Source organism: Streptomyces sp. NPDC000151, assembly GCF_040301705.1.
Taxonomy (GTDB): Bacteria; Actinomycetota; Actinomycetes; order Streptomycetales; family Streptomycetaceae; genus Streptomyces.
Genome location: NZ_JBEPFC010000014.1, coordinates 43,799 through 70,164 on the forward strand (window position 1 = coordinate 43,799; position 26,366 = coordinate 70,164).

18 protein-coding genes and 1 pseudogene are annotated in these 26,366 nt (G+C 67.9%); 9 read left to right on the plus strand and 10 right to left on the minus strand.

The features are described from left to right. Positions 1-4: 4 nt before the first annotated feature. Positions 5-2,881, minus strand: coding sequence for an FAD-binding and (Fe-S)-binding domain-containing protein (locus ABT381_RS07100; protein WP_351588949.1), 2,877 nt, complete (start codon positions 2,879-2,881; stop codon positions 5-7). Positions 2,882-3,097: 216 nt separating this feature from the next. On the opposite strand from ABT381_RS07100, the gene ABT381_RS07105 reads away from it, so the two are divergent. After that, on the plus strand, positions 3,098-5,401 hold the full coding sequence (locus ABT381_RS07105) for a molybdopterin-dependent oxidoreductase (RefSeq protein WP_351588952.1): 2,304 nt from the start codon (positions 3,098-3,100) through the stop codon (positions 5,399-5,401). Positions 5,402-5,599: 198 nt separating this feature from the next. On the opposite strand, the gene ABT381_RS07110 is transcribed toward ABT381_RS07105, so the two are convergent. The 3 genes from ABT381_RS07110 to ABT381_RS07120 form a co-directional block, all read right to left on the minus strand. Beyond that, positions 5,600-5,761, minus strand: a complete 162-nt coding sequence (locus ABT381_RS07110) for a hypothetical protein (protein ID WP_351588955.1) — start codon at positions 5,759-5,761, stop codon at positions 5,600-5,602. Positions 5,762-5,779: 18 nt separating this feature from the next. Next, entirely contained in the window at positions 5,780-7,441 is a 1,662-nt protein-coding gene (locus tag ABT381_RS07115) for a choline dehydrogenase (protein WP_351588958.1), read from the minus strand. Between the two features lie 62 nt (positions 7,442-7,503). Beyond that, positions 7,504-9,114 (minus strand): class I adenylate-forming enzyme family protein, encoded by a 1,611-nt coding sequence (locus ABT381_RS07120; RefSeq protein ID WP_351588961.1) that lies wholly within the window; start codon positions 9,112-9,114, stop codon positions 7,504-7,506. Positions 9,115-9,417: 303 nt separating this feature from the next. Here ABT381_RS07120 and ABT381_RS07125 point away from each other — a divergent pair, with 303 nt between their 5' ends. Next, positions 9,418-10,644 carry an NAD(P)/FAD-dependent oxidoreductase gene (locus ABT381_RS07125; RefSeq protein ID WP_351588963.1) on the plus strand — a complete coding sequence of 409 codons (1,227 nt, stop codon included), beginning with the start codon at positions 9,418-9,420 and terminating at the stop codon, positions 10,642-10,644. Positions 10,645-10,751: 107 nt separating this feature from the next. Here the strand turns inward: ABT381_RS07125 and ABT381_RS07130 are convergent, their stop codons facing one another. The 4 genes from ABT381_RS07130 to ABT381_RS07145 all read right to left on the minus strand — a co-directional run bounded on the left by ABT381_RS07130 (position 10,752) and on the right by ABT381_RS07145 (position 15,768). Beyond that, on the minus strand, positions 10,752-11,894 hold the full coding sequence (locus ABT381_RS07130; protein ID WP_351588965.1) for an alcohol dehydrogenase family protein: 1,143 nt from the start codon (positions 11,892-11,894) through the stop codon (positions 10,752-10,754). A gap of 85 nt (positions 11,895-11,979) precedes the next feature. Then, complete coding sequence (locus tag ABT381_RS07135; RefSeq protein ID WP_351588968.1) at positions 11,980-13,425, minus strand: aminobutyraldehyde dehydrogenase; 1,446 nt, start codon at positions 13,423-13,425, stop codon at positions 11,980-11,982. A gap of 497 nt (positions 13,426-13,922) precedes the next feature. After that, positions 13,923-15,077 (minus strand): tyrosine-protein phosphatase, encoded by a 1,155-nt coding sequence (locus tag ABT381_RS07140; protein WP_351588970.1) that lies wholly within the window; start codon positions 15,075-15,077, stop codon positions 13,923-13,925. 358 nt (positions 15,078-15,435) lie between these two features. After that, positions 15,436-15,768 (minus strand): hypothetical protein, encoded by a 333-nt coding sequence (locus ABT381_RS07145; RefSeq protein WP_351588973.1) that lies wholly within the window; start codon positions 15,766-15,768, stop codon positions 15,436-15,438. A 38-nt stretch (positions 15,769-15,806) separates the two neighbouring features. Here ABT381_RS07145 and ABT381_RS07150 point away from each other — a divergent pair. After that, positions 15,807-15,997: pseudogene (locus ABT381_RS07150) on the plus strand (IS5/IS1182 family transposase); the annotation flags it as partial. A gap of 156 nt (positions 15,998-16,153) precedes the next feature. Here the strand turns inward: ABT381_RS07150 and ABT381_RS07155 are convergent. Further along, positions 16,154-17,197: a hypothetical protein gene (locus tag ABT381_RS07155; RefSeq protein WP_351588976.1), complete on the minus strand. Its 1,044-nt coding sequence runs from the start codon at positions 17,195-17,197 to the stop codon at positions 16,154-16,156. 141 nt (positions 17,198-17,338) lie between these two features. Between ABT381_RS07155 and ABT381_RS07160 the strand changes: the two genes are divergently transcribed. Then, positions 17,339-18,379 carry a TIR domain-containing protein gene (locus ABT381_RS07160; protein WP_351588978.1) on the plus strand — a complete coding sequence of 347 codons (1,041 nt, stop codon included), beginning with the start codon at positions 17,339-17,341 and terminating at the stop codon, positions 18,377-18,379. 19 nt (positions 18,380-18,398) lie between these two features. Here the strand turns inward: ABT381_RS07160 and ABT381_RS07165 are convergent, their stop codons facing one another. Next, entirely contained in the window at positions 18,399-19,307 is a 909-nt protein-coding gene (locus ABT381_RS07165) for a LysR substrate-binding domain-containing protein (RefSeq protein ID WP_351588981.1), read from the minus strand. A 129-nt stretch (positions 19,308-19,436) separates the two neighbouring features. Between ABT381_RS07165 and ABT381_RS07170 the strand changes: the two genes are divergently transcribed. The 5 genes from ABT381_RS07170 to fabG all read left to right on the plus strand — a co-directional run bounded on the left by ABT381_RS07170 (position 19,437) and on the right by fabG (position 26,338). After that, complete coding sequence (locus tag ABT381_RS07170) at positions 19,437-20,789, plus strand: MFS transporter (RefSeq protein WP_351588984.1); 1,353 nt, start codon at positions 19,437-19,439, stop codon at positions 20,787-20,789. A 15-nt stretch (positions 20,790-20,804) separates the two neighbouring features. Beyond that, positions 20,805-23,024, plus strand: coding sequence for an acetate--CoA ligase family protein (locus tag ABT381_RS07175; protein WP_351588986.1), 2,220 nt, complete (start codon positions 20,805-20,807; stop codon positions 23,022-23,024). A 92-nt stretch (positions 23,025-23,116) separates the two neighbouring features. Then, the gene (locus ABT381_RS07180; RefSeq protein WP_351588989.1) at positions 23,117-24,259 is read left to right on the plus strand and encodes an acyl-CoA dehydrogenase family protein; all 1,143 of its coding nucleotides are present in this window, start codon (positions 23,117-23,119) and stop codon (positions 24,257-24,259) included. 68 nt (positions 24,260-24,327) lie between these two features. Then, positions 24,328-25,614, plus strand: a complete 1,287-nt coding sequence (locus ABT381_RS07185; protein WP_351588992.1) for a CoA transferase — start codon at positions 24,328-24,330, stop codon at positions 25,612-25,614. After that, on the plus strand, positions 25,598-26,338 hold the full coding sequence (fabG, locus tag ABT381_RS07190) for a 3-oxoacyl-ACP reductase FabG (protein WP_351588994.1): 741 nt from the start codon (positions 25,598-25,600) through the stop codon (positions 26,336-26,338). Before ABT381_RS07185 ends, fabG begins: the two co-directional genes overlap by 17 nt. Positions 26,339-26,366: the final 28 nt, after the last annotated feature.

Here is a 26,366-nt window from a genome sequence, read left to right on the forward strand (position 1 = left end):
GGCGTCAAGGGCCTGCCGGGTCCATCAGTTCGGCCAAGTGCAGGCTCCTTCGGTCGGGGTCGAGTTGCCTGATCTGCAGAGAGCAGCTGAATCCGTCGGCGAGTACCGGTGTACCGGGTTCGGCCTTCCGCAGCGCGGGGCCGAGCGCCTGGTCGGCCACCTTCATCGAGGTCTCGTAATGCTCGGCCTCGAAGCCGAAGTTGCCCGCGACGCCGCAGCATCCGGTGGCTTCGACGACGTTCGGGACACGCAGCGCGGCGAGCGCCCTCCGCTGCACGGACGCCCCGAATACCGAGTACTCGTGGCAGTGCGTCTGCACCGTGACGGAGGATGGCACCACGCTCGGCCGCCAACCGTCCTCGACCCACTCGGTGACGCCTTCGGCGAAGCTGCGGATGCGAGACGCCACGCGCTTCGCCGCCGCTGTGCCAAGGAGTTCCGGGGCGTCCTTCCTGAGGGTGGCCGCACAGCTCGGTTCGATGACGACGATGGGGGTTTCGGTACCGTCGTCGAGCTTCGAGACGGCCTTCGAGAGCACCTTCTTGGCACTGTCGAGCTGGCCCGTACTGATCCAGGTCAGGCCGCAGCATGCGTCGGTTTCGCAGGTGGCGCGTCGGCCGGCGTCCGACATGACGCGCGCCGCTGCACCGGCCACCTCCGGCCGGAACCCCTGCGTAAAGGAGTCCACGAACAGCACGACCGGGGCGGAGCCCGATGACCTGGCTATGTCGGTCAACTCCCTGAGAAGCCTGCGTCTTGAGGCGAACCGGGGCAGAGGCCGTTGCGTCGTCAGGCCCCCGAGCCGAGCCACGGGCTTCCTCAGCGGGGTGGACAGCACCGCGTTGACCAAGGGGCTGACACGGCTCGTCAGCCTGATCCAGCGTGGCAGCCAGCCGAGAGAGAAATGCGACATGGGCCGTCTGCGCCGTGAGTAGTAGTGAGAGAAGAACTCGGATTTGTATGTCGCCATATCGACGCCGGCAGGGCAGTCGTGGGAGCAAGCCTTGCAGGACAGACAGAGGTCGAGTGCCGAACGGACGTCGTCCGATTGCCATCCGTCGTCTGTGCTGCGCGCGCCTCTCACCATCTCCTGGAGCACACGGGCCCGGCCACGGGTGGAGTCCTTCTCATCACGCGTGGCCCGGAAGCTCGGGCACATGACACCGCCGGAATCCGAACGGCACCGCCCCACACCTATGCACGCCTGCACCGCGTGCACCCACGGGTCCGTACCCGTCTTCCCGGCGTCCAACGGGCTGAGTTCGAAGTGCGTGCGCCATTCGCGGTCGGGCACGTCGGCGAGGGCAAGCTGTGCGTCGAACGGATCGGGATCGGTGATCGACCCAGGGTTGAGCAACCCCGAGTCGTCCCATGCGCGGCGGTAGTCGGCGAAGGCGGTGAGCAGGGGCGCGCTGTACATCACAGGCAGGAACTCGGAGCGGGCCCGCCCGTCCCCGTGTTCACCGGAGAGTGATCCACCATGCTGTACGACCAGTTCGGCCGCGGCCGCGGTGAAGATCCGGTAGACCTTGCGCCCTTCGTCGCTGCGCAAGTCGTAGGTGATGCGGATGTGCAGGCAACCGGCCCCGAAATGCCCGTACATGATGCCGGTGAGTCCATGCTGGTCGAGGAGGTGGCGGAAGTCGGCCAGGTAGTCGGCGAGCTGCTCGGGCGCGACAGCGGAGTCCTCCCAGCCGGGCCAGGACTCTCCGCCGCTCGCAGGCCGCGACGACAGCCCGGCTCCGTCTTCGCGCACCCGCCACAGCGCAGCGCGCTCGTCCGGGTCGGGAACCGCGCGGCCGTCCACCAGGCGTCCCTCGTCCTTGAGTCGCTGGATCAGGCGGTCGGCCTCGGCAGCCACCTCCTCCGGTCGTTCCCCGTCGAGGTCGACGTAGAGGAACGCCTTGCCGTCGGGCATGCCGAGAACGGATTCCACACCTCGCCGCGCGCGCATCGTGTCGACGATGGCTTCGTCGATTCCCTCCACCGCGGCCGGGGAGAATTCGAGGATGGCGGGGATGTCGCGCGCCGCGTCGACGACATCCGTATAGCCCAGGCACACCAGCAGCGCGCTCGGAGCTTTGGGGACGAGCCGCATGCGCGCCCGTACGACGATGGCGCAGGTTCCCTCCGAGCCGACCAGCGCGCGGGCAACGTCGAAGCCCTTCTCGGGCAGCAGGTGGGAGAGGTGATAACCGGACACCTGCCGCTGGATGCGCCCCAGTTCCGTCCGGAAGGGAACGAGGTTGGCCCGCGCCAGTTCCCTGAGGCGCGCGCCGAGTTCCCGTGCCCGCGCCACCGAGTGCGCGTCGTCCGGGTCGGTGGCGCGCAGGCCACCGGCGAACGCGGTCAGCCGCGCGGCGTCGGAGGTGACGATGTCGAGCTCGATGACGTGGTCGGACGTACGCCCGTACCGCACGGAGTGATTGCCGCAGGCGTCGTTGCCGATCGCGCCCCCGACGGTGGCCCGGGTCTTCGACGAGGGGTCCGGCGCGAAAGTCAGGACGCCTTCCGTGACCCGCTCCGCCTCGCGGCTCAGCACGGCGAGCACAACTCCCGCGTCGACGTCGGCGACGCCCGCGGTCTCGTCGATCGTATGGATGCGGTTCATGTGCCGGGAGAAGTCCAGCACGACGCCGGGGCCGATCGCGTTCCCCGCCATGGAGGTGCCGCCGCCCCGGCTCACCAGGGGAGTCCCGGTGGCGACACATGTCTTCACGACCGCGATGACGTCATCGGCCCTCGTAGGGAAGACGACAGCCATGGGGGGAACTCGGTAATTGGAAGCGTCGTAGGCGTACGCGGCGAGGCGGGGCCCGGAGGTCTCCACCGGCACGCCGGCCGCCTCGATCCTCGACAAGACGTCCATCGGGTCAAGCACGGGGAGACCGTCCTTTCTCCTGGGCAGCGGTGTGGCTGGTCGTTGCACGACCGACCGCATGCGAGTCATTCGCCCGCACGCTACAGAGCACCGTCCGCCAGAACCCTCGGAAGACGCACGAGCCGTGAGCCGATCACTCGGTATCTGACCAATGCCTGCCGCCCAGCGGGCAGACCTAGCCTGAACGGCCAGAGGCCGTGACAACGGAGCGTGATCATGCCGACGCATCTGACACATTGGGGAGCTTTGGAAGCCGAGAGTGACGGGAGAACATTGACATCCGTCCGGCCGTGGGCCGGCGATCCCGATCCGCGTGACCTCATCCATAACGTGTCCACGGCCCAGCACCATCCGACACGGGTGCTCAGGCCGGCCGTCCGGCAGGGGTGGCTGGAGCATGGCCCCGGCAGCGGGGCGGGCCGCGGTGCCGAACCCTTCGTCGAGGTGTCGTGGGACCACGCCCTCGACCTGGTGAGTGGCGAACTCGACCGTGTGTACAGCGGGTTCGGCCCCTCGGCCGTGTACGGCGGCTCGTACGGCTGGGCCAGTGCGGGGCGTTTCCATCACGTGCAGAGCCAGATTCACCGATTCCTCAACACCCTCGGCGGGTACGTCGCCGGATGGAGCGACTACAGCTACGGCGCCTCCGGGATCCTGCTGCCGCACGTGGTGGGCAGCGCCGACGCGATCATGGCGGGCGCCACCTCCTGGGAGGTGGTCAGCCGGACCACCGAGCTGTTCCTCGCCTTCGGTGGTCTGTCCGAGAAGAACAGTGGGGTCGGCCCCGGCGGCATCGGCCGTCACCCCGCGAGGGCCGCGATCCGGCGCGCGGTGGCCAATGGATGCCGCTTCATCGACATCTCGCCGCTCGCGGACGATACGTACGCGGACGCGAATGCCGAGTGGATCGCACCGCTGCCCGGCACTGACGCCGCCTTGATGCTGGCCCTCGCTTTCGTACTGGATGCCGAAGGGCTCGCCGACAGGTCCTTCCTCACCACTCACTGCGTCGGGTACGACCGCTTCCTTCCGTACCTGCGCGGCACGGTCGACGGCGTCCCGAAGAACCCCGCCTGGGCGGAGCGACTCACCACTGTTCCCGCCGACCGGATCGTCCGGCTGGCACGGGAGATGGCGTCCGCACGCACGATGATCAATCTGAGCTGGTCCCTCCAGCGTCAGCAGCACGGCGAGCAGCCGGTGTGGCTGGGCGTCACCCTGGCGGCAATGCTCGGCCAGATCGGGCTGCCGGGCGGCGGATTCCAGCACGGCTACGGCGCCACAGCCGACGTGGGTCTCCCCAAACGGGTAGCGAGCGCCCCTTCGCTTCCGCAGGGACGCAACGCCGAGACGGCCGGGATCCCGGTGGCGAGGATCTCGGACATGCTCCTGACGCCGGGCCGCGAGATCGACTTCGATGGTCGCCGTATCACCCTTCCCGACATCGAGCTCGTCTACTGGGCGGGAGGGAACCCTTTCCACCATCACCAGGACCTCGCACGTCTGCGCAGGGCGTTCACAAAGCCCGCCACGGTCGTTGTCCACGAGCAGTTCTGGACGAGCACGGCCCGCCACGCCGACATCGTGCTCCCCGCCACGATGTCCATAGAGCGCGACGACTACGGCGCAGGACGCAACGATCCTGCCTTCTTCCCGATGCCCGCCCTCACGGAGCCCGCCGGCGAAGCCCGCGACGACTACGACATTTTCGCTGCCCTCGCAACGCGGCTCGGCCTGGAGGACACCTTTACCGAAGGCCGGGACACCGCCGGATGGCTGCGCCATCTGTACGCGGCGTGGCGCACCCGGCTGGCGGAACGTGCGATCGACGTCGTCGACTTCGACACCTTCTGGAGCAGTGAGAACATATCGATCCCCGTCATCGACAAGGATCAGGTGCTGTTCTCGGAGTTCCGTCAGGACCCGGGGCAGAATCCGCTGACCACAGCCAGCGGAAAGATCGAGATTCACTGTTCGACGATCGCCGGGTTCGGATACGACGACTGCCCCGGCCACCCCGTCTGGATCGAGCCCGACGAATGGAAGGGCCGGGCCGGTGCCCACGGCCTGCATCTGATCGCGAACCAGCCCAGGACCCGGCTGCACAGCCAACTCGATGTCGGTGCGACGAGTCAGAGCGCGAAGACCGCGGGCCGGGAGCCGCTGCGTATGCATCCCGACGATGCGGCCGCTCGTGGCCTGGAAGACGGCGACGTCGTGCGGGTCCACAACGAACGGGGGAGTTGCTTGGCAGGTCTCGTGGTGTCGGACGCGGTCCGGCAGGGCGTCGTACAGCTCTCGGCGGGGGCCTGGTACGACCCGGATCCCGACGACCCGTCCTTCTGCCGTCACGGCAACCCGAACGTGCTGACGGCGGACCGGCCGGCCTCGCGTCTCTCGCAGGCCACGACGGCACAACACGCCCTGGTGGAGGTGGAGAAGTGGCTGGACGCGGTCCCGGAGGTATCCGTGACCACACGGCCGCCCACCCTGTTGGAGGCCTCCGAGAACGAGGGTTGAGAACTGCGCCGACGACCGCCCGGGCCGGGTCCGAGCTGAAGCAGCTCGAACCCGACCCGACTGCTGCCGTACACAGGGGTTGTGGAACGCGCCCGCTGTCCCGTCAGTCGAGGTCGGTGACCGTCTGGAGGCGTTCGAGCGCGTCCACGTACTCGGTGAGCAGCCGTGTGATCTCGGACTTGACCGTGGTGTGGCCCTTCATGTCGCCGACCACCTGGCCGCATACGTCCAGTAGTCCAAGTCACGGGCCTGTTCGGCCCGCTTGTACGAATAGCCGTTGAGGATCGACTGCATCGGCCAGGAGAGCGGTGCCGGGGCATCGGCCGCTTGCCAGGCATCGACGTACTTCGTCCGCAGCATGCGGCCGGGCTTGCCGTGTCAGGAAACCTTCTCGCTCCGGTAGAAGTCGGCATGCTCGGGAGCCAGCGGTTCATTGCCGAGGATCATGTCCGCGGCCTTCTCCGCGATCATCATGACCGGCGCGTAGAGATTCGCGTTCGGAATGGTGGGCATCACCGAGGCGTCCACGACGCGAATTCCGTCCAGGCCGTGCACGCGCATGGTCCGCGGGTCGACGACGGCCTCGTCGTCGGTGCCCATCTTGCATGTGCCGCAGGGGTGGTACGTGGTCTCGGCGTCCCTGGCCACCCAGGCGAGGATTTCCTCGTCCGTCCGGACGTCGCGACCCGGCGACAGCTCACCGCCGTTGAACGGTGCGAAGGCCGGCTGATTGAGTAGGTCGCGAGTGACGTGCACGCCCTCGATCCACTCCTGACGGTCCTGTTCGGTCGACAGGTAGTTGAACGTGAGCGCCGGGGCCCGGAACGGGTCGTTGGCCCGCAGCTTCACATGCCCCTTCGACTGGGGTGTCTGGGGGCCGAGATTGATCTGGTACGCGTGCTCCGTAGGCGCCGGAGTTCCGTCGTTGCGCACGCCCAGGGCGAGCATCGTCAGCATCTGGTTCGGCATCGGAACGTCGTCGTTGGAGCGGACGAACCCGCCGGCCTCGAAGTGGTTCGAGGCGGCGGGGCCTTGACGCTTGAAGAGCCAGTTCGCGCCGATGCCCGGCCAGCTCCGCGGCTTGAGAATGCCTGCCATGGAGACAGGCTGCGTACAGCCGTACATGACGAAGGCCTCGAGATGGTCCTGCATGTTCTCGCCGACACCCGGCAGGTCCTGGACCACCCCGATCCCCAGTCGGCCCAGTTCCTTGCCGTTGCCCACGCCGGAGAGCTGAAGCAGCTGGGGCGAGTTGAACGCGCCGCCGCAGAGGATGATCTCCTTGCCGCGGACGACGGTCCTGCCGTCGCGCCGCGAGGCGAGCTCGACGCCCACCGCCCGCGAGCCCTGGAAGACGACGCGGCTGACCAGGGCGCCGGTCATGACCTCCAGGTTCTTACGGGCCCGGATCGGGGCGACGTACGTGCGTGCCGCGTCGTGGCGCTCACCGTTCTCGATGTTGCTGTCGAAGGGCGCGAACCCCTCCTGCCGGTAGCCGTTGACGTCATCCACGACCTGGTGGCCGGCCTGCCGCGCGGCTTCGAAGAGCGCGCCGAACAACGGGTTGTCCGCCTTGTGCCGGTGGACCGGGATGGGGCCGGAGCGACCGCGGTACTGACCGGTCGTATCGCTGCCGACGAATCGCTCAAGGCGCTTGAAGTAGGGCAGGGTGTGGGCGTGGCTCCAGTGCTCCATGCCCGGTGCCTCGGCCCAGCGTTCGTAGACGAGAGGGTTGGCGCGCTGGAAGAACATTCCGTTCATGGAGCTGCAGCCGCCCATGAGCTTGCCGCGGTAGTGCGCGATCCTCCGGTTGCCCAGCATGGGTTCCGGTTCGGACGTGTACTGCCAGTCATAGAGCTTGTGCCCCATGACGAACAGGAAGGCCGCCGGTACGCGGACGGGGAAGTCGAGCCTGGAGTGGCGTCTACCGGCTTCCAGGACCAGGACTCGGCTGCGCCCGTCCGCCGTCAGCCGGTTGGCGAGGACACAGCCGGCCGAACCACCGCCAACGATGATGTAGTCGTAGCTCTCGTGCTTCATGTGACGTCCTCCTTGTGAGGCTGTTGTGTCTGGACCTGGAGGCATGCGGGGAGGGCGCCCTGTCAGCTCAGGTTCTCGAGCAGCGACGCGACCTCTTTGCGGTTGAGCTTGCCGGTGGTGGAGTTGACGGGGAGGGCGTCCACCACGACGAAGGCGCTGGGCACCTTGTACGCGGAGAGTTTCGCCGAGCAGAACGCCCGCAGGTCAGCCTGGCTGACGGCCGCATGAGAGGTGGGGACGACGGCGGCGATCACGCGCTGGCCGTAGATCTCGTCAGGCAGGCCGACGACGGCGGCCTGCACGATGGCCGGGTGGTCGTTGAGAACGCGCTCGACCTCGGAGGGAGAGATGTTGGTGCCGCCGCGGATGATGAGGTCGGACAACCGCCCGACGACGTACACGTATCCATCCTCGTCCACCCGCACCAGATCCTTGGTCCGGTACCAGCCGTCCTCGGTCAGTGCCTCGCGCGTCTGCTCCTCGTCCCGCCAGTACCCGAGCATGAGTCCCGGTCCGCCGGAGTATGCTTCGCCGACCTGACCCGGCGGGACCTCGGCCGCATCGGCCCCGAGTATTTTGAGCCGCGCCCGGGGCACGAGCTTGCCGGCCGAGCCCGGCTTGGGAACCGGGTCGGCGAAGGGGTCGTATGTGACGAGGGGGAGACACTCCGAGGCGCAGTACGCGTCGAGCACCGAGACCCCGGTCAGAGCCGTCCACCGGTCGAACACCGCTTCGTTGCGCGGCTCGCCGCCGGTGATGCAGAGGCGCAGCGAGGCGAACACGCGCTCACCGGGGCCGGGCTCGCCCAGGTGCTGGACGAGCTTGGCGAACGTGGCCGTGACACCGGCCAGGAACGTCGCGCCGTGTTCCTCGATGGCCGGCGCGATGAGCTCGGGACGGGCCCGCCGTACGACGATCACCGTGCCGCCGCGGAGCAGAACCGCGAGCGATGTGCTCGCCAGGCCGTACATCCAGGCCATGGGCAGGCAGACGATCGCCCTGTCCTCTGGAGACAGGTGCCAGACCTCCCCATAGGTGTCCGCGCAGTTGAAGACCGCGGTCGCGGACAGCATGATCGCCTTCGGGCGGCTCGTCGTGCCGGACGAGAAGCAGATCAGCGACAACGGCTCCCGCAGACCGTCGGGGTTGGGGGAACAGTCCGCCCGGACCTTGCTGACGCGGAACGACACGATGTCCACGACAGGGGTGCCGGGCGCCCCGGCCTCGATGGCGTGGCGATCGCCCCCGTCGGAGACCACGATCAATGCGGGGTCACTGGTCTCGACCGCATAGCTGAGATCCCCCGCGCCCGATGACGGATAGATGGTGACGAGGACGCCGCATGCGCGCCAGACGGCAAGGGCCGTCATCAGGTACTCCGCCGAACTCTCGGCGACCAGCGCCACCCGGTGACCGGGGGCCAGGCCGGCCTCGAGCAGGCTCCGTGTGCGGAGTTCGACCGCTGCCTGCAGGTCTCGGAAGCTGAACTCGGCACCGTTGTCGATCACGGCAGTGCGGTCCGGATGCTCATGAGCGATGCGCTCGAAGGCCGACACGCAGTCGCCACGTACCGTAGCCGGAGAGAACTCCATCCAAATGCTCCAGTTCCTGGATGCGGAGAGGCCGTGCGGGAGCCCCCTGCACGAGTGGTCGCTCGGTGGTTGACCGGCCATAACGTAGGCCTTGCCCGGCGGCTGGGAAATTGGGAGTTCTCACTGCCGTCGAGGTCCCGTGTCGTAGATACTCCGGCGCCTCCGAGGCCTGCCGGGGCCCGTAGCGCCGCGCCGGTCACCCGTAACTGCACCGTTCAGCGTGGCCCCCACGGGCAGCCATCAACTGTGGGGTTTCTGACGGACTTCGCCGAGCCTCTGGGAAGTTCCAATGTGCGCGTGTTGTCAGCAGCGCGATAGTTCCGAGGGAAGGTCAGGAAAAGCGATCCATGCCAGCCGAAGGAACGACGTCAAGGAGACTGCAACGTGAAACTCGACCAGGCCGATGTGGTCGTCGTCGGTGGCGGAATCGTCGGCATGTCGACGGCCTACTTCCTGGCGGTCAAGGGGCACGACGTTGTTCTGCTGGAGCAGCGCGAAATCGCCTACGGCGCCTCGGGCCGAAATATGGGCTTTCTCCACATGCACAACAGGAACGGCGATTTCTCGCTGGCGCTCTCCCGGGCCGGCCGCGCACTCTACGACGATTTCTCCGAATTGCTCGGCCCGTCATTCGAGTATCGCGGCAACGGCGCGATGACGTACTTCTTCACCGATGACCAGCGCCAGGTCTTCAAGGAGTTCGTCGAGGACCGCAACGAGCACGGCTTCGCCATGGAACTGCTGGACGGACAGGCGGCCCGCGAGGCCGCGCCGATCCTGCCACGCGATGTCATCGGCGCCACGTACTGTCCCGAGGACGGCCAGATCCGCACCCCCAAGTTCGTCCGCGCCCTCGCTCAGGAGTGCCGACGCCTCGGCGTGCGCATCCATGAGCACACCCCCGTACTCGGACTGACGCGAGACGGCGCGCAGGTCACCGGCGTCCGGGCCCTCGGCGGCCACGTCCCCGCGGACCGGGTGGTCTGGTGCACGGGCGTCTGGTCGCAGACGCTGGAGGCGGAGGGCATCCGTGTCCCGATCAAGCCGGAGCGGCTGGGCGCCGTGCTGTTCGCACCTGTTGAGGAGCACTTGGACAAGATCCTCAACGGCCCCCTGGCGGCGAAGCAGTACGGGCACATCCGCAGCCTGCCGAGCTATCGCGACGAGTACTTCACGGCCCCGTACGAGGACTCGAGCCTCGGGATCGAGCACCTGGAGTGCGTCGCCAAGACCGAGGACGGAAACCTGTTCGTCGGATGCCCGATGGACTACCCCGATCAGCTCGACGACCGTATGCCGGCCGGAGGGCTCAAGATGACGATCGACGCCCTTCTCGACTCCTTCCCGCAGTACCGGGGGCTCGGGATCGAAGGTGTCTGGGCAGGCCTCCTCCCGGCCACCGCCGACTCCCTTCCCATCGTGGACGAGGTCGACGAGGCACCCGGCCTGGTCCTCGCGACCGGCCACGTGTACGGGAACCTCGCCGGGCCGATCACCGGGAAGCTCGTGGCCGAGCTAATTTCCGGGGAGGAACTCAGCCTGCCGATCGATGACATGGCGCTGGGCCGCGAGGCGCTCAGCCAGGGTGCCGACGGTGTGATCCGCTGGTGACACCGCCGGCGCCGAAGCGCGTGGACAGGTAGCGACGGCCCGCCAGTCGAACTGGCGGGCCGTCTGCGTGCGTTGAGGTCAGGCCGGAAGACCTGACCGTCGTCGGCTCACGTCACGACGACGAGCTTGCCGATGTGCCGACGCTTCAGCAGCTGTGCCTGCCCGCGGGGCAGGTCCCGCAGGGGGTACGTCTCTTCGAGCAGGGGGCGCAGCCGGCCGGTCTCGATCAGCTCCACCAGGCGGGCGAAGGTCGCCGCCGTGGGGTTGGTGATCCCGTGCATCTCGAGGTCCTTGTAGATCAGGTCGCGCAGGTCGATCCTCGTCACCGGACCCGCGATCGCGCCTGCGGTCGCGTACCGACCGCCACGCCGGAGAACCTTCAGCAGGCTGTCGAACATCGGGCCACCGACGACGTCCGCGGCGACGTGAGCGCCGCGCTCACCGATGAGACGCTCGATCTCCCGCTGAACGTCGTCGCTTTCGCGGGCGACGAACTCGTGGACGCCGAGCGAGCGGAGCCGCTCCTCTTTGGCCGCACTTGCGACCGCGACGATACGGGCGCCTCGAAGGGTCGCCAGCTGTACGAGCGCCGTCCCGACGCCGCCTGCGGCTCCGGTGATGACGAGGGTCTCGCCCTCCGCGAGCCGGGTGCGCTGAAGCATCTCCTCGGCCGTGTCGTAAGAGCACGGAAAAGTAGCCAACTCCGCGTCGGAGAAAGGTGATTCGACCCAATGGGCATTGACTGCGGGCACCGCGACGTAGTCCGCGTACCCGCCGTCCCGCTCGCTGCCCAGGTACTGCACCAGCTGCGCGTGGAGCGGCAAGGAGGTGTCACGTACAGAGGGGTCGACGATCACCCGCTCGCCGATGCGCGCGGCCTCCACGCCCCGGCCCACGCCGACGATGTGACCGACTACCGCGGCACCCTGAATGCGCGGAAAGGCGACAGTGGAGCGATTCCATGAGGACGCGGCGCCGTCTGTGCGTCCCCGCATCCCCAGCTCTTCGGAGACGCTGGACTCGACGACCTCGTCGTACCAGCCCGTGCGCGTGTTGATGTCCGTGTTGTTCATGCCGCAGGCGCCGACCCGAACCAGCACCTCACCGTCGGTCGGAGCCGGGGTGGGGAGGTCGTCACGGAAGACGAGCTTGTCGATACCGCCGTGTCCGGTCAGGACCATGGCGCGCATGTTCGCCGGCACCGGATCGGCCGGTGCGGACGGGGAGGTCCTCTGAGCGTCGTTGTCCATGAAAATCATTGAGCTGTTCCACCTGTCCTGTCCCTATGCACAAGCCCCGCAAGGCGAAGTCACCTTGCGGGGCTTGTGCGGTCGGCTAGTTGGAGAGTTCGGGGTTGACCATGACGTGCTTGAACTTGGAGTACTCGTCGATGCCGTGTGCGGACAGCTCCTTGCCGTACCCGGAATCACGGAAGCCGCCGAAGGGCATCTCAGAGGCGACGAAGATCTGTTGGTTCACCCAGACCGTCCCGAAGTCCAGCTCTCTGGTGAAGCGCATGGTCCGGGCGAGGTCGGTGGTCCACACGCTCGCCGACAGGCCGTAGTCGACCCCGTTCGCCATGGCAAGCATCTCGTCGTCGCTGCTACCGCGCTGGATCGTGACGACCGGCCCGAACACCTCGCGCTGGATGATCTCGTCCGACTGGTCGGCGTCGGTGATGACCGTCGGAGCGTAGAACCAGCCCGGCCGGTCGAGCCGCTTGCCGCCGACGCGGACGTTGGCACCGTTCTTCCGCGCGCGATCCACGAAGCCGGCGACCCGGTCCAGCTGTCGTTCGGAGATCAGCGGGCCGACCGTGGTCTCGGGGTCGCTCGGGTCGCCCACGCGGAGCTTCGCCACCTCGTCGCAGTAGGCCTCGACGAACTCTTCGTACGCCCCGTCCTCGACGATGATGCGACAGGCGGCGGTGCAGTCCTGGCCGGTGGCGGAGTAGCCGAACGCCACCAGGTCACGCGCCGTCTCCCGCACAGGGCTGTCCGCGAAGACCAACACCGGTGCCTTGCCGCCGAGTTCGAGACTCAGCCGCTTGAGCGTCTGGGCCGCCGATGCGGCGACCGCCTTGCCGGTCGAGACATCTCCCGTGAGCGCGATCATCCTGATCGTGGGGTGCGCGACAAGCGCCCTGCCAGTGCTGGAGTCGCCGAGGACGACGTTGAGTACACCTTCGGGCAGGAACTGGTTGGCGATGTCGGCGAGCAGAATCGTGCTGCTCGGGGTCAGTTCCGAAGGCTTGATGACGACCGTGTTTCCGGCCGCGATCGCCGGGGCGATCTTCCAGGCTCCCATCAGGAGGGGGTAGTTCCACGGCGTGATCAGGCCGACGACTCCGAGCGGCTCCCGGCGCACCCACGACGTGCTGCCGTTGGCGTACTCGCCGGCAGCGGGCACCACCGAGGCGCGGGCCGCACCGGCGTTGAAGCGGATGACGTCCCACACCCAGGCCATGTCCTCGCGCGCGTGGGCGATGGGCTTGCCGACGTTCACACTCTCCAGCTGCGCGAACTCCTCGGCCCGCTTCTGCACCGCGTCAGCGATCTTGAGGAGGATCTCCGCCCGCTCGCCCGGCGGGGTGTTTGCCCACCCGGCAGCGGCCGCTGACGCCCGCCGCACGGCAGAGTCCACGTCGGCCTCCGTCGCGATCCGGTATGCGGCAACCGCCTTCTCGGTGGCCGGATCGATGACGACCGCGGCATCGGTGTCGGTGATGTCCGCTGCGAACTCGTCCGCGACGCTCCTGCGTTCCGCACTCGGCTTACTCATCGTTACCGCTCCTCGTGAATCGATTGGCCACATGATCTGAGCTCTGAGGCCGGTGGAGAACTGGAGTCCTCATGACCGCCCGGAGAGGGATTCGTACTTGCTACGAACGCCGCTGTGTGGCGACGCGTCGGCGATCGGTGTGCTCGGCAGGAGCGGCCGCGTCCGGGGCATGGAACCGTCCCGGATGGTGGTGTCACGCGGCAAAACGATGGGCTATTCGGCTCGGGTGCCTCCCAAAATCCCTTCGCCCCCGCAGCGTCGGCGGCATGTGGGGATGCGTGGGTGACTCGGCCGTGGTGCCAGCTACGCGCGCGGCTGTTCGGCCGCCGGCTGACGAGCCAGGCCGGCGAGGCGCGCCGCTCGGGCCCCGCCACAACCAAGTGTCTTCTGAATCTCGGTCCGGGGCGCCTGACCATCTGGTGATGCGACGTCGAGTCGACTTATCACGTCCACGGCAGAATCGTCGTCGACGCCGGCACAAGCGCTGAGCCAGTCAGTCAGGCGGTCAAGTAGCCGGCGCGCAGCGTCTTGACGTCTTCGGCGGTGAGCCCCAGTCCCACGCGAACATAGTCGTCGAAGCTGCCGTACACCTGCACGGCAGCCTTGAGAGCCGCGTGAATGTAGGAAGCCTTCAGGGACAGGTCCGCCTGATCCTGAGTGAAACCCAGTGACTTGTAGCGCTTGGTGTAGTCGACCAGGACATCATGATTGAAGGTGTTCGAGTCCAAGTAGTCGTCGACCGCGTCGGAGTCGGCGGCTCCGAGCAGCCTGAGCAGGACGTACGCTGCCCATCCGGTTCGGTCGTCCCCGACGGAGCAGTGGAAGAGCACCGGCTTGCCTTGCGCCTGGACGATTTCAGCGAACAGCTTGCGGTACGCGTAGGTTGGCCGGGGTGCGCCGCCGAGCTCGGCGTTCATGCCGAGGTAACCACCAGAGGCGTAACCCATGAGCTCGAAGGTCTTCGCTTCGTCGAGAGCGGACACGACCCCGGTGGCGTAAGGGTCTTCGGGGTCGAAGACGCTGTCGGAGACGTGCTGGACGCCGGGCGGCAGCCGATCCGGGTGGTGGGCGACTTCGTCAGGCGTTCGAAGGTCGATGACCTTGGAGAGATCAAGCCGCGCCACCATCGCGAGCTCGGAGTCGCTCAGGTCACTCATGCTGTCACCGCGGAACAGCAGGCCCGGCTTGACCCGCTTGCCGTCGCCGGTCCGGTAGCCACCCAAGTCGCGAAGGTTAGGGGCATTGACGAGGCCAAGGCCTTGGGTAGAGACGACGACGATGTCACCACGGGTCCTTCGGAGGTGGAAATACCACCGCTGGTTCGGGTCAAGGCCGCGGACCCGGATGGAGCCGGACGCGGAACCGGAGCCGACTGTCTTTCCTGCGACTGTCGAGTCGGGATCGTTGCTTGCTACGACGGTGATCTGAGAACGGCCACCGCGCCAGCTCACCGTGTACACGCCGGACTCGAATGTGACGCTGGCGTCCAAGACAGCGGCCGGCCGACCCGGCACATGGGAGGCGTGGGCGGTTTGGCCAGCGGCCACGCTGCGCTGGTCCGCGTCAGCCGCGGATGTGCCGATGGTGAGGCCGGCGGTCGAGAGCGCACACAGAGAGAGCGCGAACACCAGGTTCCGCTTCCGCTTGGGCATCGACCGGACAAGGGCAGATCTATCCACGAGATCGTGTCCTTAACTATTGATCGGCGGGGTGTCTTTTGGCCGCTCAACCTAAGGAGCGTGTTTGCCGGTCACAACTGCGGATCTCTCAACGTCGGCGATTTGTTCCGTCAATTCACCGATGCGCGCTCAGGCAGCGTCGCGGTATTCGACCGCGTGGCCGCGCATGACATACCTGAACCGTTGCCGTCCGCAGAGTCATGTGCTGATCGACGCCCACTACGCACGGGTTGTCTTACTTGATGTGCTCAACACTCGTGGCGAGTAACAGATTCGCTCGAGTGCGCCCTTCAGCCGGGATCGTCGCTAGAGGGTGTCTGAGAAGCCTCCGTCAGGGCAATGATCTTCCGGCGCGATGCAGCAGGAGCATGACGGTTGCCAAGTAGACGACGTTCTCCTGGCTGGTGGCCAAGTACTCATCGTCCTTGGCCAGGCGCGGGGTCTCGGCCTCGGCCCAGGTGTCGCGGAAGCCGCCGTCGGCCCGCTGCACGATCTGGACGGTGATTCCTGTCTCCTCCTGGACCCAGTTGAGGACGTCCTGACCGCGATAGCCCTGGTCAGCCCACAGATGCCGGAGCCTGGGGAACTTGGCAGCCGAGCGGGTCGGCAGCACGGCGGCACCGTCCCGGTCGCCGACGTTGGCCGGGCTGGCGCATACCGCCAAGGCCACTTCATGCGCTGGCTGCCCATCACCCCGGCGCCTGCTGGCGCCGACTGCGGGACTGGAACGAGGCCGGCGTATGGGACCGGCTGCACCAGGTGCTGCTGACCGGGCTGCACCGGGCGGGGAAGCAGGACTGGTCGCGGGCGGTGATCGACGGCTCGCACCGCCAGGCCCGTCGGGGCGGCCCAAAACCGGGCCGTGCCCGCTCTACCGCGCCAGACCGGGCTCGAACGCCTGAATCCATGGCTTCCGCCGGCTGCGGATCCACTGGGAGATCCGCGACGACTTCCGGTCTGCCGGGGCGGCGATGTCGAGGAAACGTCTACTTCCGCGCAAGGAGTTGCCGGTGCCAGGCCAGCGTGCATGGGGGCATATCCCGCGGCCGCTATCTCTCCAGTGTTGAGGTGCGAGTGACATCCTGGGATCGCAGTTTGGCGTAGACCGCGTCGAAGGTCAGTCCCGCGATGAATCCGACCGGGAGCACGAAAAAGACGAGGCGGCGAGCTCCTTCCCCGTTCAGGGCATCCGGTGTGGCGGCCAGCTGTGCCGCGATGAAGAGGAGGAAGGAAATGGAGCCGGCCGCCGCTCCGAGAACCATCGTCCGAAGCCAACTGCCGGCCGCGTCAAAGGCGTTGCGTACTATGGCGCCGCAGATGGCGGCCAGGAGAGGTGCGGCCACAAGAATGGCCACACTGCCTGCCGAGCCGGACCGTGCGGTGTAGGAGAGCGGGACCATGGCCAGCGCGAGCAGCAATAACACCATGCCGATGACAAGGCTCGTCGACATGCGCCGATCCGCTCGGCGCTCCTGACGGCCGGCTTCCTGTCGCCGGAGTTCGCGACGGTGATGCTGCTCGGTCAGGGACGAGACGATCCCTGCCGCCTGGGTCGGATGCCAGCTGTCGGCCATCACCTTTATGTCGTCCTCAGTCGCGACACCACTCTCCTGTGACAAGCGGTGCCATACCTTTTCGGCTCCGCCCCCGAACGCGGCGACCGGGGCGAGCGGGATGCCGCGGGAGAGTGCGATCAGACCTGCGGTGAACGTGGACCGGCCACCGCCGAGCAAGAGCATTCCCTCAACGTTCAGCAGCGATCGGAAGTAGGCCACCTCCCAGTCCACGGCCGATTCGGGGTGCACGTCGAACAGGTTTTTGTGCTGCGCGATTTCGGAGAAACTGGTGTCCTCGCGGCCGTACCGGCCATGGACATGGATCGACCCCGGCTGCGCCTGTCCCGATGCGACATATCCTCGGACCACCGATGCCTCGATGAAGTCGGGCCGCCCCGAGTACACGGCAATCTCGCAGCCCTGGCAGGCGAGTTCGCGGCCCAGTTCGAATGCGGCCGTGTCCGCGAGCGCGTGATCGCGCAGCGGCGGATCATAGCGTCGGTCCGGGGCGGCGCTGCCAACTACAGCGATACGCATGGGCACTTTCCCCTCCCGGGCTCCGGTAGGCTGCGGACTTCACAGTGACCTCCCACGAACCTTGCGGCACTGAGCGCATCGATCACTCTCGGTCCTACCCCACACGAGTGGCTCGTAGCCATTGATCGGAAACTGAAGGCTGTGACGAAACCCTCTGCGGAATCTCCTGCGAAACCCCCTGTTCGCGTCTTCGTGTCCTATGCACGCGATGATGAGCATCATTTGCTGAGATTCCGGAAGTACAGTGCGGACCTTGCGCGGGACGGCGTCGAAATTCGCACTGATCGAGATATCCCAACGGGCGAGGATTGGAAGCGGGCGCTCCTTGACGACTACCTCGGGAAAGCCGACATTGTCGTCCTGCTGGTAACGCCCAGTTTCCTTCACTCCGCCTTCTGCATGGAAGTGGAACTTCCGCAGGCGATGAAACGTCGCGAGGCGGGGGAGTGCGAGATTTTCCCCGTGAAGGTGGAGCCCTGTCTCATCGCGAAAGGCTCCCCGCTTCGTACGCTTCAGTGGACGCCCAGCGGCGGTACCGTCATGGGGGATTCCCCATTTCATGAGGCTCAGAAATGGCGGGATGTCGCCAAGGAGCTGAGTCGATCGGTGGACAGGGTCAGGCGGGTTGAGCGATCCCCGGGAGCGCAGCAAGGAAAGGATGTTCATGGTCTGCGGTGGTGGGCGCCCTCGTTGGCGATCGTCGCGGCGCTGGCACTGGTGATCATGTGGCGCATTCCCGGTTCTCCCTTCTCTCCCTCCACGCCTGAGGTGAGGCAGATTGTGAACAGGGCTGCTGGAGGGTCTCGGTGCATCAGCTATTTTCATGAACCGAACCAAGTTCTGATGGGTGATTGCAGTGTCACCAAACCGGATTGGGTGCTGCGAAGGTTCGATGACGGCTACGCAAAGTTCGAATCCGATGTGAAGCCGGGAATCTGCCTGGGGGTGCGAACTTCGACGAACATTGTTGGCTCCTGGTCCTGCGGTGACGGGTTCAATGCCACCTGGCGGCTGGATCGTAAACCCGACGGCTACTTTCAATTGCGGAGTCGTTATGCCGAAGACGAAGGTTCCGAGGAGAAGTGCCTCACCTATATTGCGGAGCAGCGTGACGGGGTGCCATTGCGGCTGAAGAGATGTGACGGTCGTGATGTTCAGCAGTGGAAGATGACGGAACCCTAGCGAGGGTCCATCGTCAGCGTCAGTCCTCGGCCGGCTTCGTCCGGCATTCCGCGGAGATTTCGTCCAGCAGGTCGATCAGTGCGTGCAGGGCCGGGTTGGGGTCGTTCTTGCGCCAGGCGAGGGCCAGTGGGAGTGGGGGGATGTCGGACACCGGGAGCAGGACGACGCCCGGGACTTTCAGGTGGGCCGCGGACGCGGGGACGAAGCCGATGCCCACGCCGGCGCCGACCAGCGACAGGATGGTGTGGGTGTCCGGGGCCTCCTGGACGATGTTCGGGCCGGAGCCGTGCTTCAGGAACGCGCTGTGGATGAGCGAGACGATTCCGGCGCCCCGGTTGGTGGGGTGGCTGACCACGGGCTCGTGGCGCAGGTCGAGTACGCCGACTTCCCGGAGCTTCGCCAAGGGGTGTTCGGTGGGGAGCGCCACGGTGATGCGGTGCCGTGTGAGTTCGCGTACGTGGAGCCCCGAGCCTGCTACCGGCAGCCGGATGAGACCCGCGTCGACCTCGTCCCGGCCGAGGCGCCCGACCATTTCTCCGCCGAAGACCGGGCCGAGGATCTCCAGCCGTACGTGCGGCCGGTGTTCGCGGAACTTACGGGTCATGAGGACCAGTACCTCGTGGGAGGTGGGCCCGCTGAATCCGAGCCGTACCACGCCGGTCTGTCCGGCGGCTGCCTGGCGGGCCGCCTCCGGCGCCGCCTGAGCCGCGTGCAGGGCGCGCCGGGCCTCCGTAAGGAAGGCCGCGCCGGCGCTGGTGAGCGTGACGTGCCGGGTCGTGCGGCGCAGCAGGTCCACGCCCACCTCGCGCTCCAGCCGTTTGATCTGCTGTGACAGCGGCGGCTGCGTCATCTGCAACCGCGCCGCCGCACGGCGGAAGTTGAGCTCCTCGGCGACGACGACGAACGCCTGGAGATGTCTCAGTTCCATCCGGCCACCTTGGGTTTGGGCTGGTCACGGCCCATTGTGTCGCTCGGGCGAATCAATCGTAGGCAGCTTTGGTGTTGGACGAAACATGTACGACACCTCTAGTTTCGGCTGTGTTCCTGCGCGCCAACGATGTCCGCGGTCGACACAAAGGAAAAAAACCAGATGCGAACCGGACGGTTGCCCAGCGAAGAGAAAATGGCCCGCAAAGCGGGCTGGGCCTCTTTCATGGGAACGACGATCGAGTGGTACGACTTCTATGTCTACGGCACCGCTTCGGCCCTGGTATTCGCGCCGTTGTTCTTTTCCCGGGTCCCGGCCTCGGTCGGCATTCTGCTCTCCTTCGCCACCTTCTGGATCGGTTTCCTGGCGCGCCCGCTCGGCGGCATCGTCTTCGGTCACCTCGGCGACCGGATCGGACGGAAGAAGGCGCTCATCGCGACCCTGATGCTGATGGGCGTCAGTACGGTCGGCATCGGCCTGCTGCCGACCTACGCCCAGATCGGGGCGGCCGCACCGGTACTGCTGATCGTGTTCCGCATGGTGCAGGGGCTGGCGGTCGGCGGCGAGTGGGGCGGCGCGGTACTCATCGCCACCGAGCACGCCAAGAAGGAACGCGGCTTCCTGTTCGGCGCGTTCGCGCAGCAGGGCTCGCCGGCGGGCCGCATCCTGGCGACGCTGTCGTTCCTCGCGGTCGGCCAGCTGCCGGATGACGCGCTGCTGAGCTGGGCGTGGCGGCTGCCGTTCCTGGCATCGGCGCTGCTGGTGATCGTCGGCCTGGTGATCAGGCTGAGCCTGGAGGAGTCGCCGGCGGTCGTCGCGATGCGGGCGTCCCAGCAGACTGTGAAGGTGCCGCTGGTCAGCCTGTTCCGGGGCAACACGAAAACCGTACTGGTCGGCGTGGGCGCCGCCCTCACTGTGTTCACGGTGGTCTACGCGAGAGATACCTTCGCGCTGTCCTGGGCGACAGCGGAAATCGGCCTGGCGAAGAACGACTTCCTCACGATCATTCTGATCGCCGGTGTGGTGCAATTCTTGGTGCAGCCTTTCGGGGCGGTGCTCGCCACCCGTTGGAATGTGCGGAAGGCCGTCACCCTGCTGCTCGTACTGCAATTGCCGACGCTGCCCTTGATGTTCGTTCTCGTCGGCACCGGGAATTGGACCCTCGCCATGCTGGGCGCGATGATCGCGACCATTCCGGACGTCATGTATTACGCGATCCTGGCGGGGATGTTCGCGCAGGCGTTCCCGGCGAACGTCCGCTACACCGGGATCTCGGCGACCTACGGGCTGGCGGGCGTCCTCGGTGGCCTGGCCCCGGTGATCCTGCAGTCCCTGCTCACCGCATCCGGATCGATCGCGCTGCCGATCGGGTTCGCGGTGCTGGTGAGCGTGGTGTCGCTGTTCGCCGCCCGGGCGTTCCTCACGCTGTCAGCGCGCCGCGCGGAGGAGTCCGACCGCCCGGCGCACCATGTCGCGCTGTAGATCAAGGAGTTGACCGTGCCTGCGAGCGAACCGAGCCCGAAGCCGACCGACACGACCTACACGACTCACAGCGGCGAAGCCCTGCAGAAGCTGCTGTATCCGCGGTCCATAGCGATCCTCGGCGCGTCGGACAATCCGACCAAGCTGTCCGGCCGCCCTGTGGAGTACCTGAAGCGGTTCGGGTTCGCCGGGCGGATCCTGCCGGTCAACCCCACCCGCGAGACCGTCCAGGGCCTGCCGGCCCACCGCAGCCTCGACGACGTCGACGTCGACATCGACCTGGCGATGATCATGCTGTCGGCGGAACGGACGGCCGACGCGGTACGGGCCTGCGGCCGGCGCGGCATCCCGGCCGCGATCGTGGGCGCCTCCGGCTTCGCCGAACTCGGCGACGAGGGCGCGGCGCTCCAGCGCGACCTGCGGGCGGCGATCGAGGAGAGCGGTGTACGCGTACTCGGCCCGAACTGCCTCGGCATGATCGGCGTACGGGACCGCGCGATGCCCACGTTCAGCTCGGCGCTGGATGAGGACGTACCGCTGCACGAGGGACCCGTGGCCTTCCTCAGCCAGAGCGGCGCGTTCGGCGGCTTCGTCTTCAACGAATCGCAGAACCTCGGCATCGGGATCTCGCACTATCTCAACACCGGCAACGAGGTCGACCTGTCGGTGGCCGAACTGCTGGACGGCCTGGTCCGCACCGACCAGACCCAGGTGGTACTGGCCTACCTGGAGGGCGTCACCGGCGGCCGCAGGCTGCTGGCGGCCGCCCGCGAGGCGCACGAGCGGGACAAGCCGATCATCGCCGTGAAGGTCGGGCGTTCGGCGGCGGGCGCGCGCGCAGCGCAGTCGCACACCGCGTCGCTGGCCGGGGAGGACGCGGTCTTCGACGGCGCGGCCCGGCAGTACGGCATCCTGCGGGTCGACGGCCCCGAGGAGATGCTCGACGCCGCCCAGCTCTTCGCCACCGGGCGGCGCGTCCGCGGGCGCGGGCTGACCAGCCTGTCCGTCTCCGGCGGGGCCGGCGCCCTGATGGCCGACTCGGGGGCGCAGTACGGCCTCGAGGTCCGCGCGTGGGACGAGACGTGGCAGCGGAAGATGGCCGCCGCCATCCCGGCGTACGGATCGCCGCGCAACCCGGTCGACCTCACCGGCACCCTCCTCGCCGAGCCGGACATCCTCCGCCGCGCGCTCCGGGTGGCCGTCGAGCACCCCGGTACCGACATGATCGCCGTGCTGCTCGGCTGCGCGGACAGCTGCGCCACGGAACTCATCGACGCCGTCGAAGAGGCCCACCGGTCCACCGACCGCCCCGTGGTCGTGGTGTGGACCGGCGGCAGCGGCCGGCCACGCCAGCGGCTGCGCGACCTCGGCATTCCCTGCTACACGGGCCCGGGCAGCGCCGCCGCCGCGCTCGGACTGCTCGCGGACTTCAGCCTGCGTCCCCCGCTGCCGCGACCGCAGCGCCCGGACGGCATCGACGACACCGCCGCGCGGTCCGTACTGAGCGCGGCGCGGGCCGCGGGACGTAGGCAACTCGACGAGTACGAGTCGACCCGGCTGATCGCCGCGTACGGCATACCCTGCGCCGCCTCCCGCCCGGTGGAGTCCGCCGAAGCGGCGGTGACCGCGGCGGCGGAGCTCGGCGGCCCGGTCGCGGTCAAGCTGCTGTCCGACCGGATCGGGCACAAGAGCGACATCGGCGGCGTGCGGCTCGGGCTCGGCGGCGCCGACGCCGATGCCGACGCCGACGCCGTACGTGAGGCCGCCGACGCCGTACGCGAGGCCGCCGACGACCTGTTCCGCATCGCCCGCGAGGCCGGCGTGGACGACGCCCGGCTGCTGGTCCAGCGGATGGCCGAGGCCGGCACGGAGCTGATCGTCGGGATCAAGCGCGACCCCGTGTTCGGCCCGGTCGTCGTGGTCGGCCTGGGCGGAGTACTCGTCGAGGCCCTCGCCGACAGCCGGGTCGCCGTCGCTCCGGTCGACACCGGCACCGCCCGGCGGCTGGTGTTGTCGCTGCGCGGCAGCCGGCTGCTCGGTGCGGTACGCGGCAAGCCGCCGCGCGACGTCGACGCGGCGGCGGAGACCATCGCGCGGCTGTCCTGGCTGGCCGCCGACCTGTCCGAGGACATCGCCGAGCTCGATGTGAATCCGCTGCTGCTGGCGGCGGAAGGGCGGGGCGCCGTCGCCGTCGACGCCCTGGCGGTACTCACCGGCCCGACCGAGACCGAATGAACGCCGGAAATCGAAACGAACGCCGGAATTCGGAATGAACGCCGGAATTCGGAATGAACGCCGGAATTCGGAATGCAGGAACGGAGAACGCCATGGAATCCACCGATTTCGAGGCCGTGCTCGACGCGGTGCGCCGCTTCGTGCGCGAGGACGTCGTCCCTCGTGAGGACGAGATCGAGGAGACCGACGCCATACCGGAGGACATCCGGCACAAGGCCGCCGAGATGGGCCTGTTCGGGTACACGCTGCCCGAGGAGTACGGCGGTCTGGGCGCGAATCTGTACGAGGACGCGCGGCTCGCATTCGAATTCGGTTACACCACCCCGTCCTTCCGCTCGATGTTCGGCACCAACAACGGCATCGCGGGCAAGGTACTGGTCAACGCCGGTACCGAGGAGCAGCAGAAGTACTGGCTGCCCCGGCTCGCCGAGGGGGCCGTCGCCTCCTTCGCGCTCACCGAGGCCGAGGCGGGCTCGGACCCGTCGGGCCTGACGACGCGCGCGGCGCGCGACGGCGACCAGTACGTCATCAACGGCGCGAAGCGGTTCATCACCAACGCCCCGCTGGCCGACCTGCTCGTCGTCTTCGCGCGGACCGACCCGGAGAGCCGCGGCACGAAGGGGATCTCCGTCTTCCTGGTCGAGGCCGGCCGGGACGGCGTCACCGTCGGTCCCAAGGACCGCAAGATGGGTCAGGCGGGCGCCTGGACCGCCGAGGTGTTCTTCGACGACGTACGCGTCGGCAAGGACGCGCTGATCGGCGGCGAGGAGGGGGCCGGCTTCGGCACCGCGATGAAGTCGCTCGTCCGCGGCCGGGTGCACATCGCCGCGCTGTGCGTCGGCATGGCCCAGCGGATCCTGGAGGAGTCCGTCGCCCACGCGGCCGCCAACAAGCAGGGCGGCAAGCCGATCGGCGAGTTCCAGCTGGTCCAGGCGATGCTCGCGGAGATTCAGACCGGGGTACTGGCCGGCCGCGCGATGGTCCTCGACGCCGCGCGCAAGTACGACTCCGGCGAGGACCGCAGGATCGCGCCCTCGGCCGCCAAGCTCTTCTGCTCCGAGATGGTCTCCAAGGCCGCCGACCTCGCCGTGCAGATCCACGGCGGCATGGGTTACATGCGCGGCACGGTCGTGGAGCGCTGCTTCCGCGACGCCCGGCTGTTCCGCATCTACGAGGGCACCAGCGAGATCCAGAAGCTGATCATCGGCAAGAACCTGATGCGGGGAGCGAAGTGAGGCACGACCCCGCCGGACTGGAGGAGCCTCGGGGGCGGGACGCCCGGCGCTCCCGCCCGCTCAGTGGCATGAGGATCATCGAGATCTCCAGCTACGTGGCGACCCCGCTGAGCGGGATGACGCTGGCCCAGCTGGGCGCCGACGTGATCCGGATCGAGTCGGTCGGCGGCGCCCCCGACCGCACCCGTTGGCCGCTGGCCGACAGCGGGACGAGCCTGTACTGGTCGGGGCTGAACAAGGGCAAGCGGGCCATCGAGGTGGACCTGTCGTCCGAGCGGGGACGGCGGCTCGTCGCCGATCTGATCGTCGGCGGCGGGCGCCGCGGCGGGATCGTGATCAGCAACTCCGAGCGGAACCCGGACCTGACCTACGAGGCGCTGCGGGCGCGCCGGCCCGACCTGATCCACGTACTGCTGACGGGTCGCCGGGACGGCGGCACCGCGGTGGACTACACTGTCCAGGCGGCGACCGGATTCCCGCTGGTGACCGGCCCGGAGGACGCGGCACGGCCGGTGAACCACCTGCTGCCCGCGTGGGACGTCGCCGCCGGGCTGTACCTCGCGACCGGACTGCTGGCCGCCGAACGGCACCGCCTGCTGACGGGCGAGGGGCAGCAGGTACGGGTCGCCCTGGAGGACGTCGCCCTGGCGACCGCCGGAAACCTCGGTTACCTCGCCGAGGCGCAGCTGAACAGCGCGCCACGTGAACGCATCGGCAACTACGTCTACGGCACCTTCGGCCGCGACTTCACCACCGCCGACGGCGAGCGGCTGATGATCGTGGCGCTCACACCCCGGCACTGGCGGGGCCTGCTCACCGCGACCGGCCTCACCGACGTGGTGTCCGCGCTGGCGGCCGCGCTCGGGGCGGACTTCGACGAAGAGGCGGAGCGTTACCGGCACCGCGCGCTGCTCGGCGACCTGCTCGCGAGCTGGTTCACGACGCACACCTTCCCCGAAGCGGAGGCGGCACTGCGGACGACCCGCGTGCTGTGGTCGAAGTACCGGACCTTCACCGACCTCGCCGCCGACGGCGCGCGCCTGTTGCGCCAGAACCCGCTGATGGCGCAGGTACGACAGCCCGGCATCGGCAGACACTGGGCACCCGGATCGCCCGTCGTGATGGCCGGCGAGCAGTCGCAGCCGGAGGTCTCGCCACAGGTGGGCCAGCACACCGAGGAAGTACTGCGCACCGAACTCGCCCTGTCAACAGATGACTTGGCGATGCTGCACGAGAACGGCGTCATCCGGACACACGACGACGAGCACGACGACGAGCACGACGACGAACACGGCGACGAACAGGACGCGGTCCAACGAACGAGGGAAGTTGATCACCATGGCGCTACTTGCTGACAAGACCGCAATCATCACCGGCGGTGCCCAGGGCATCGGTCTCGCGATCGCCGAGCTGTTCGTCAAGGAGGGCGCGAAGGTCGTACTCGGCGACCTGAACGTGGCTGCCGCCGAGGCGGCGGCCAAGGGGCTCGGCGGTCCCGCGGTGGCCAGGGCGGTGCGGTGCGACATCACGGACGCCGCCGAGGTGGACACGCTCATCCAGGCGGCACTGGACGCCTTCGGTTCGCTGGACGTCATGGTCAACAATGCCGGGATCACCCGCGACGCGACGCTGCGGACGATGACCGAGGAACAGTTCGACCAGGTCATCGACGTGCACATCAAGGGCACCTGGAACGGCACCCGCAAGGCGGCCGCGGTCATGCGCGAGCAGAAGCGCGGCGCGATCGTGAACATCTCCTCGCTGTCCGGCAAGGTCGGCATGGTCGGCCAGACCAATTACTCCGCCGCCAAGGCCGGCATCGTGGGCCTCTCGAAGGCCGCCGCCAAGGAACTGGCGCACCACGGTGTACGGGTCAACGCCATCCAGCCGGGCCTGATCCGTTCGGCCATGACCGAGGCCATGCCGCAGAAGGCGTGGGACCAGAAGATGGCCGAGATCACGATGCAGCGCGCCGGAGAGCCGGGCGAGGTCGCCTCGGTCGCGGCGTTCCTGGCCTCCGACCTGTCCTCGTACATGACCGGGACGGTGCTGGAAGTGACCGGCGGACGGTTCATGTGACACCGGCCCTGTCCGTCTCAGACCGGCC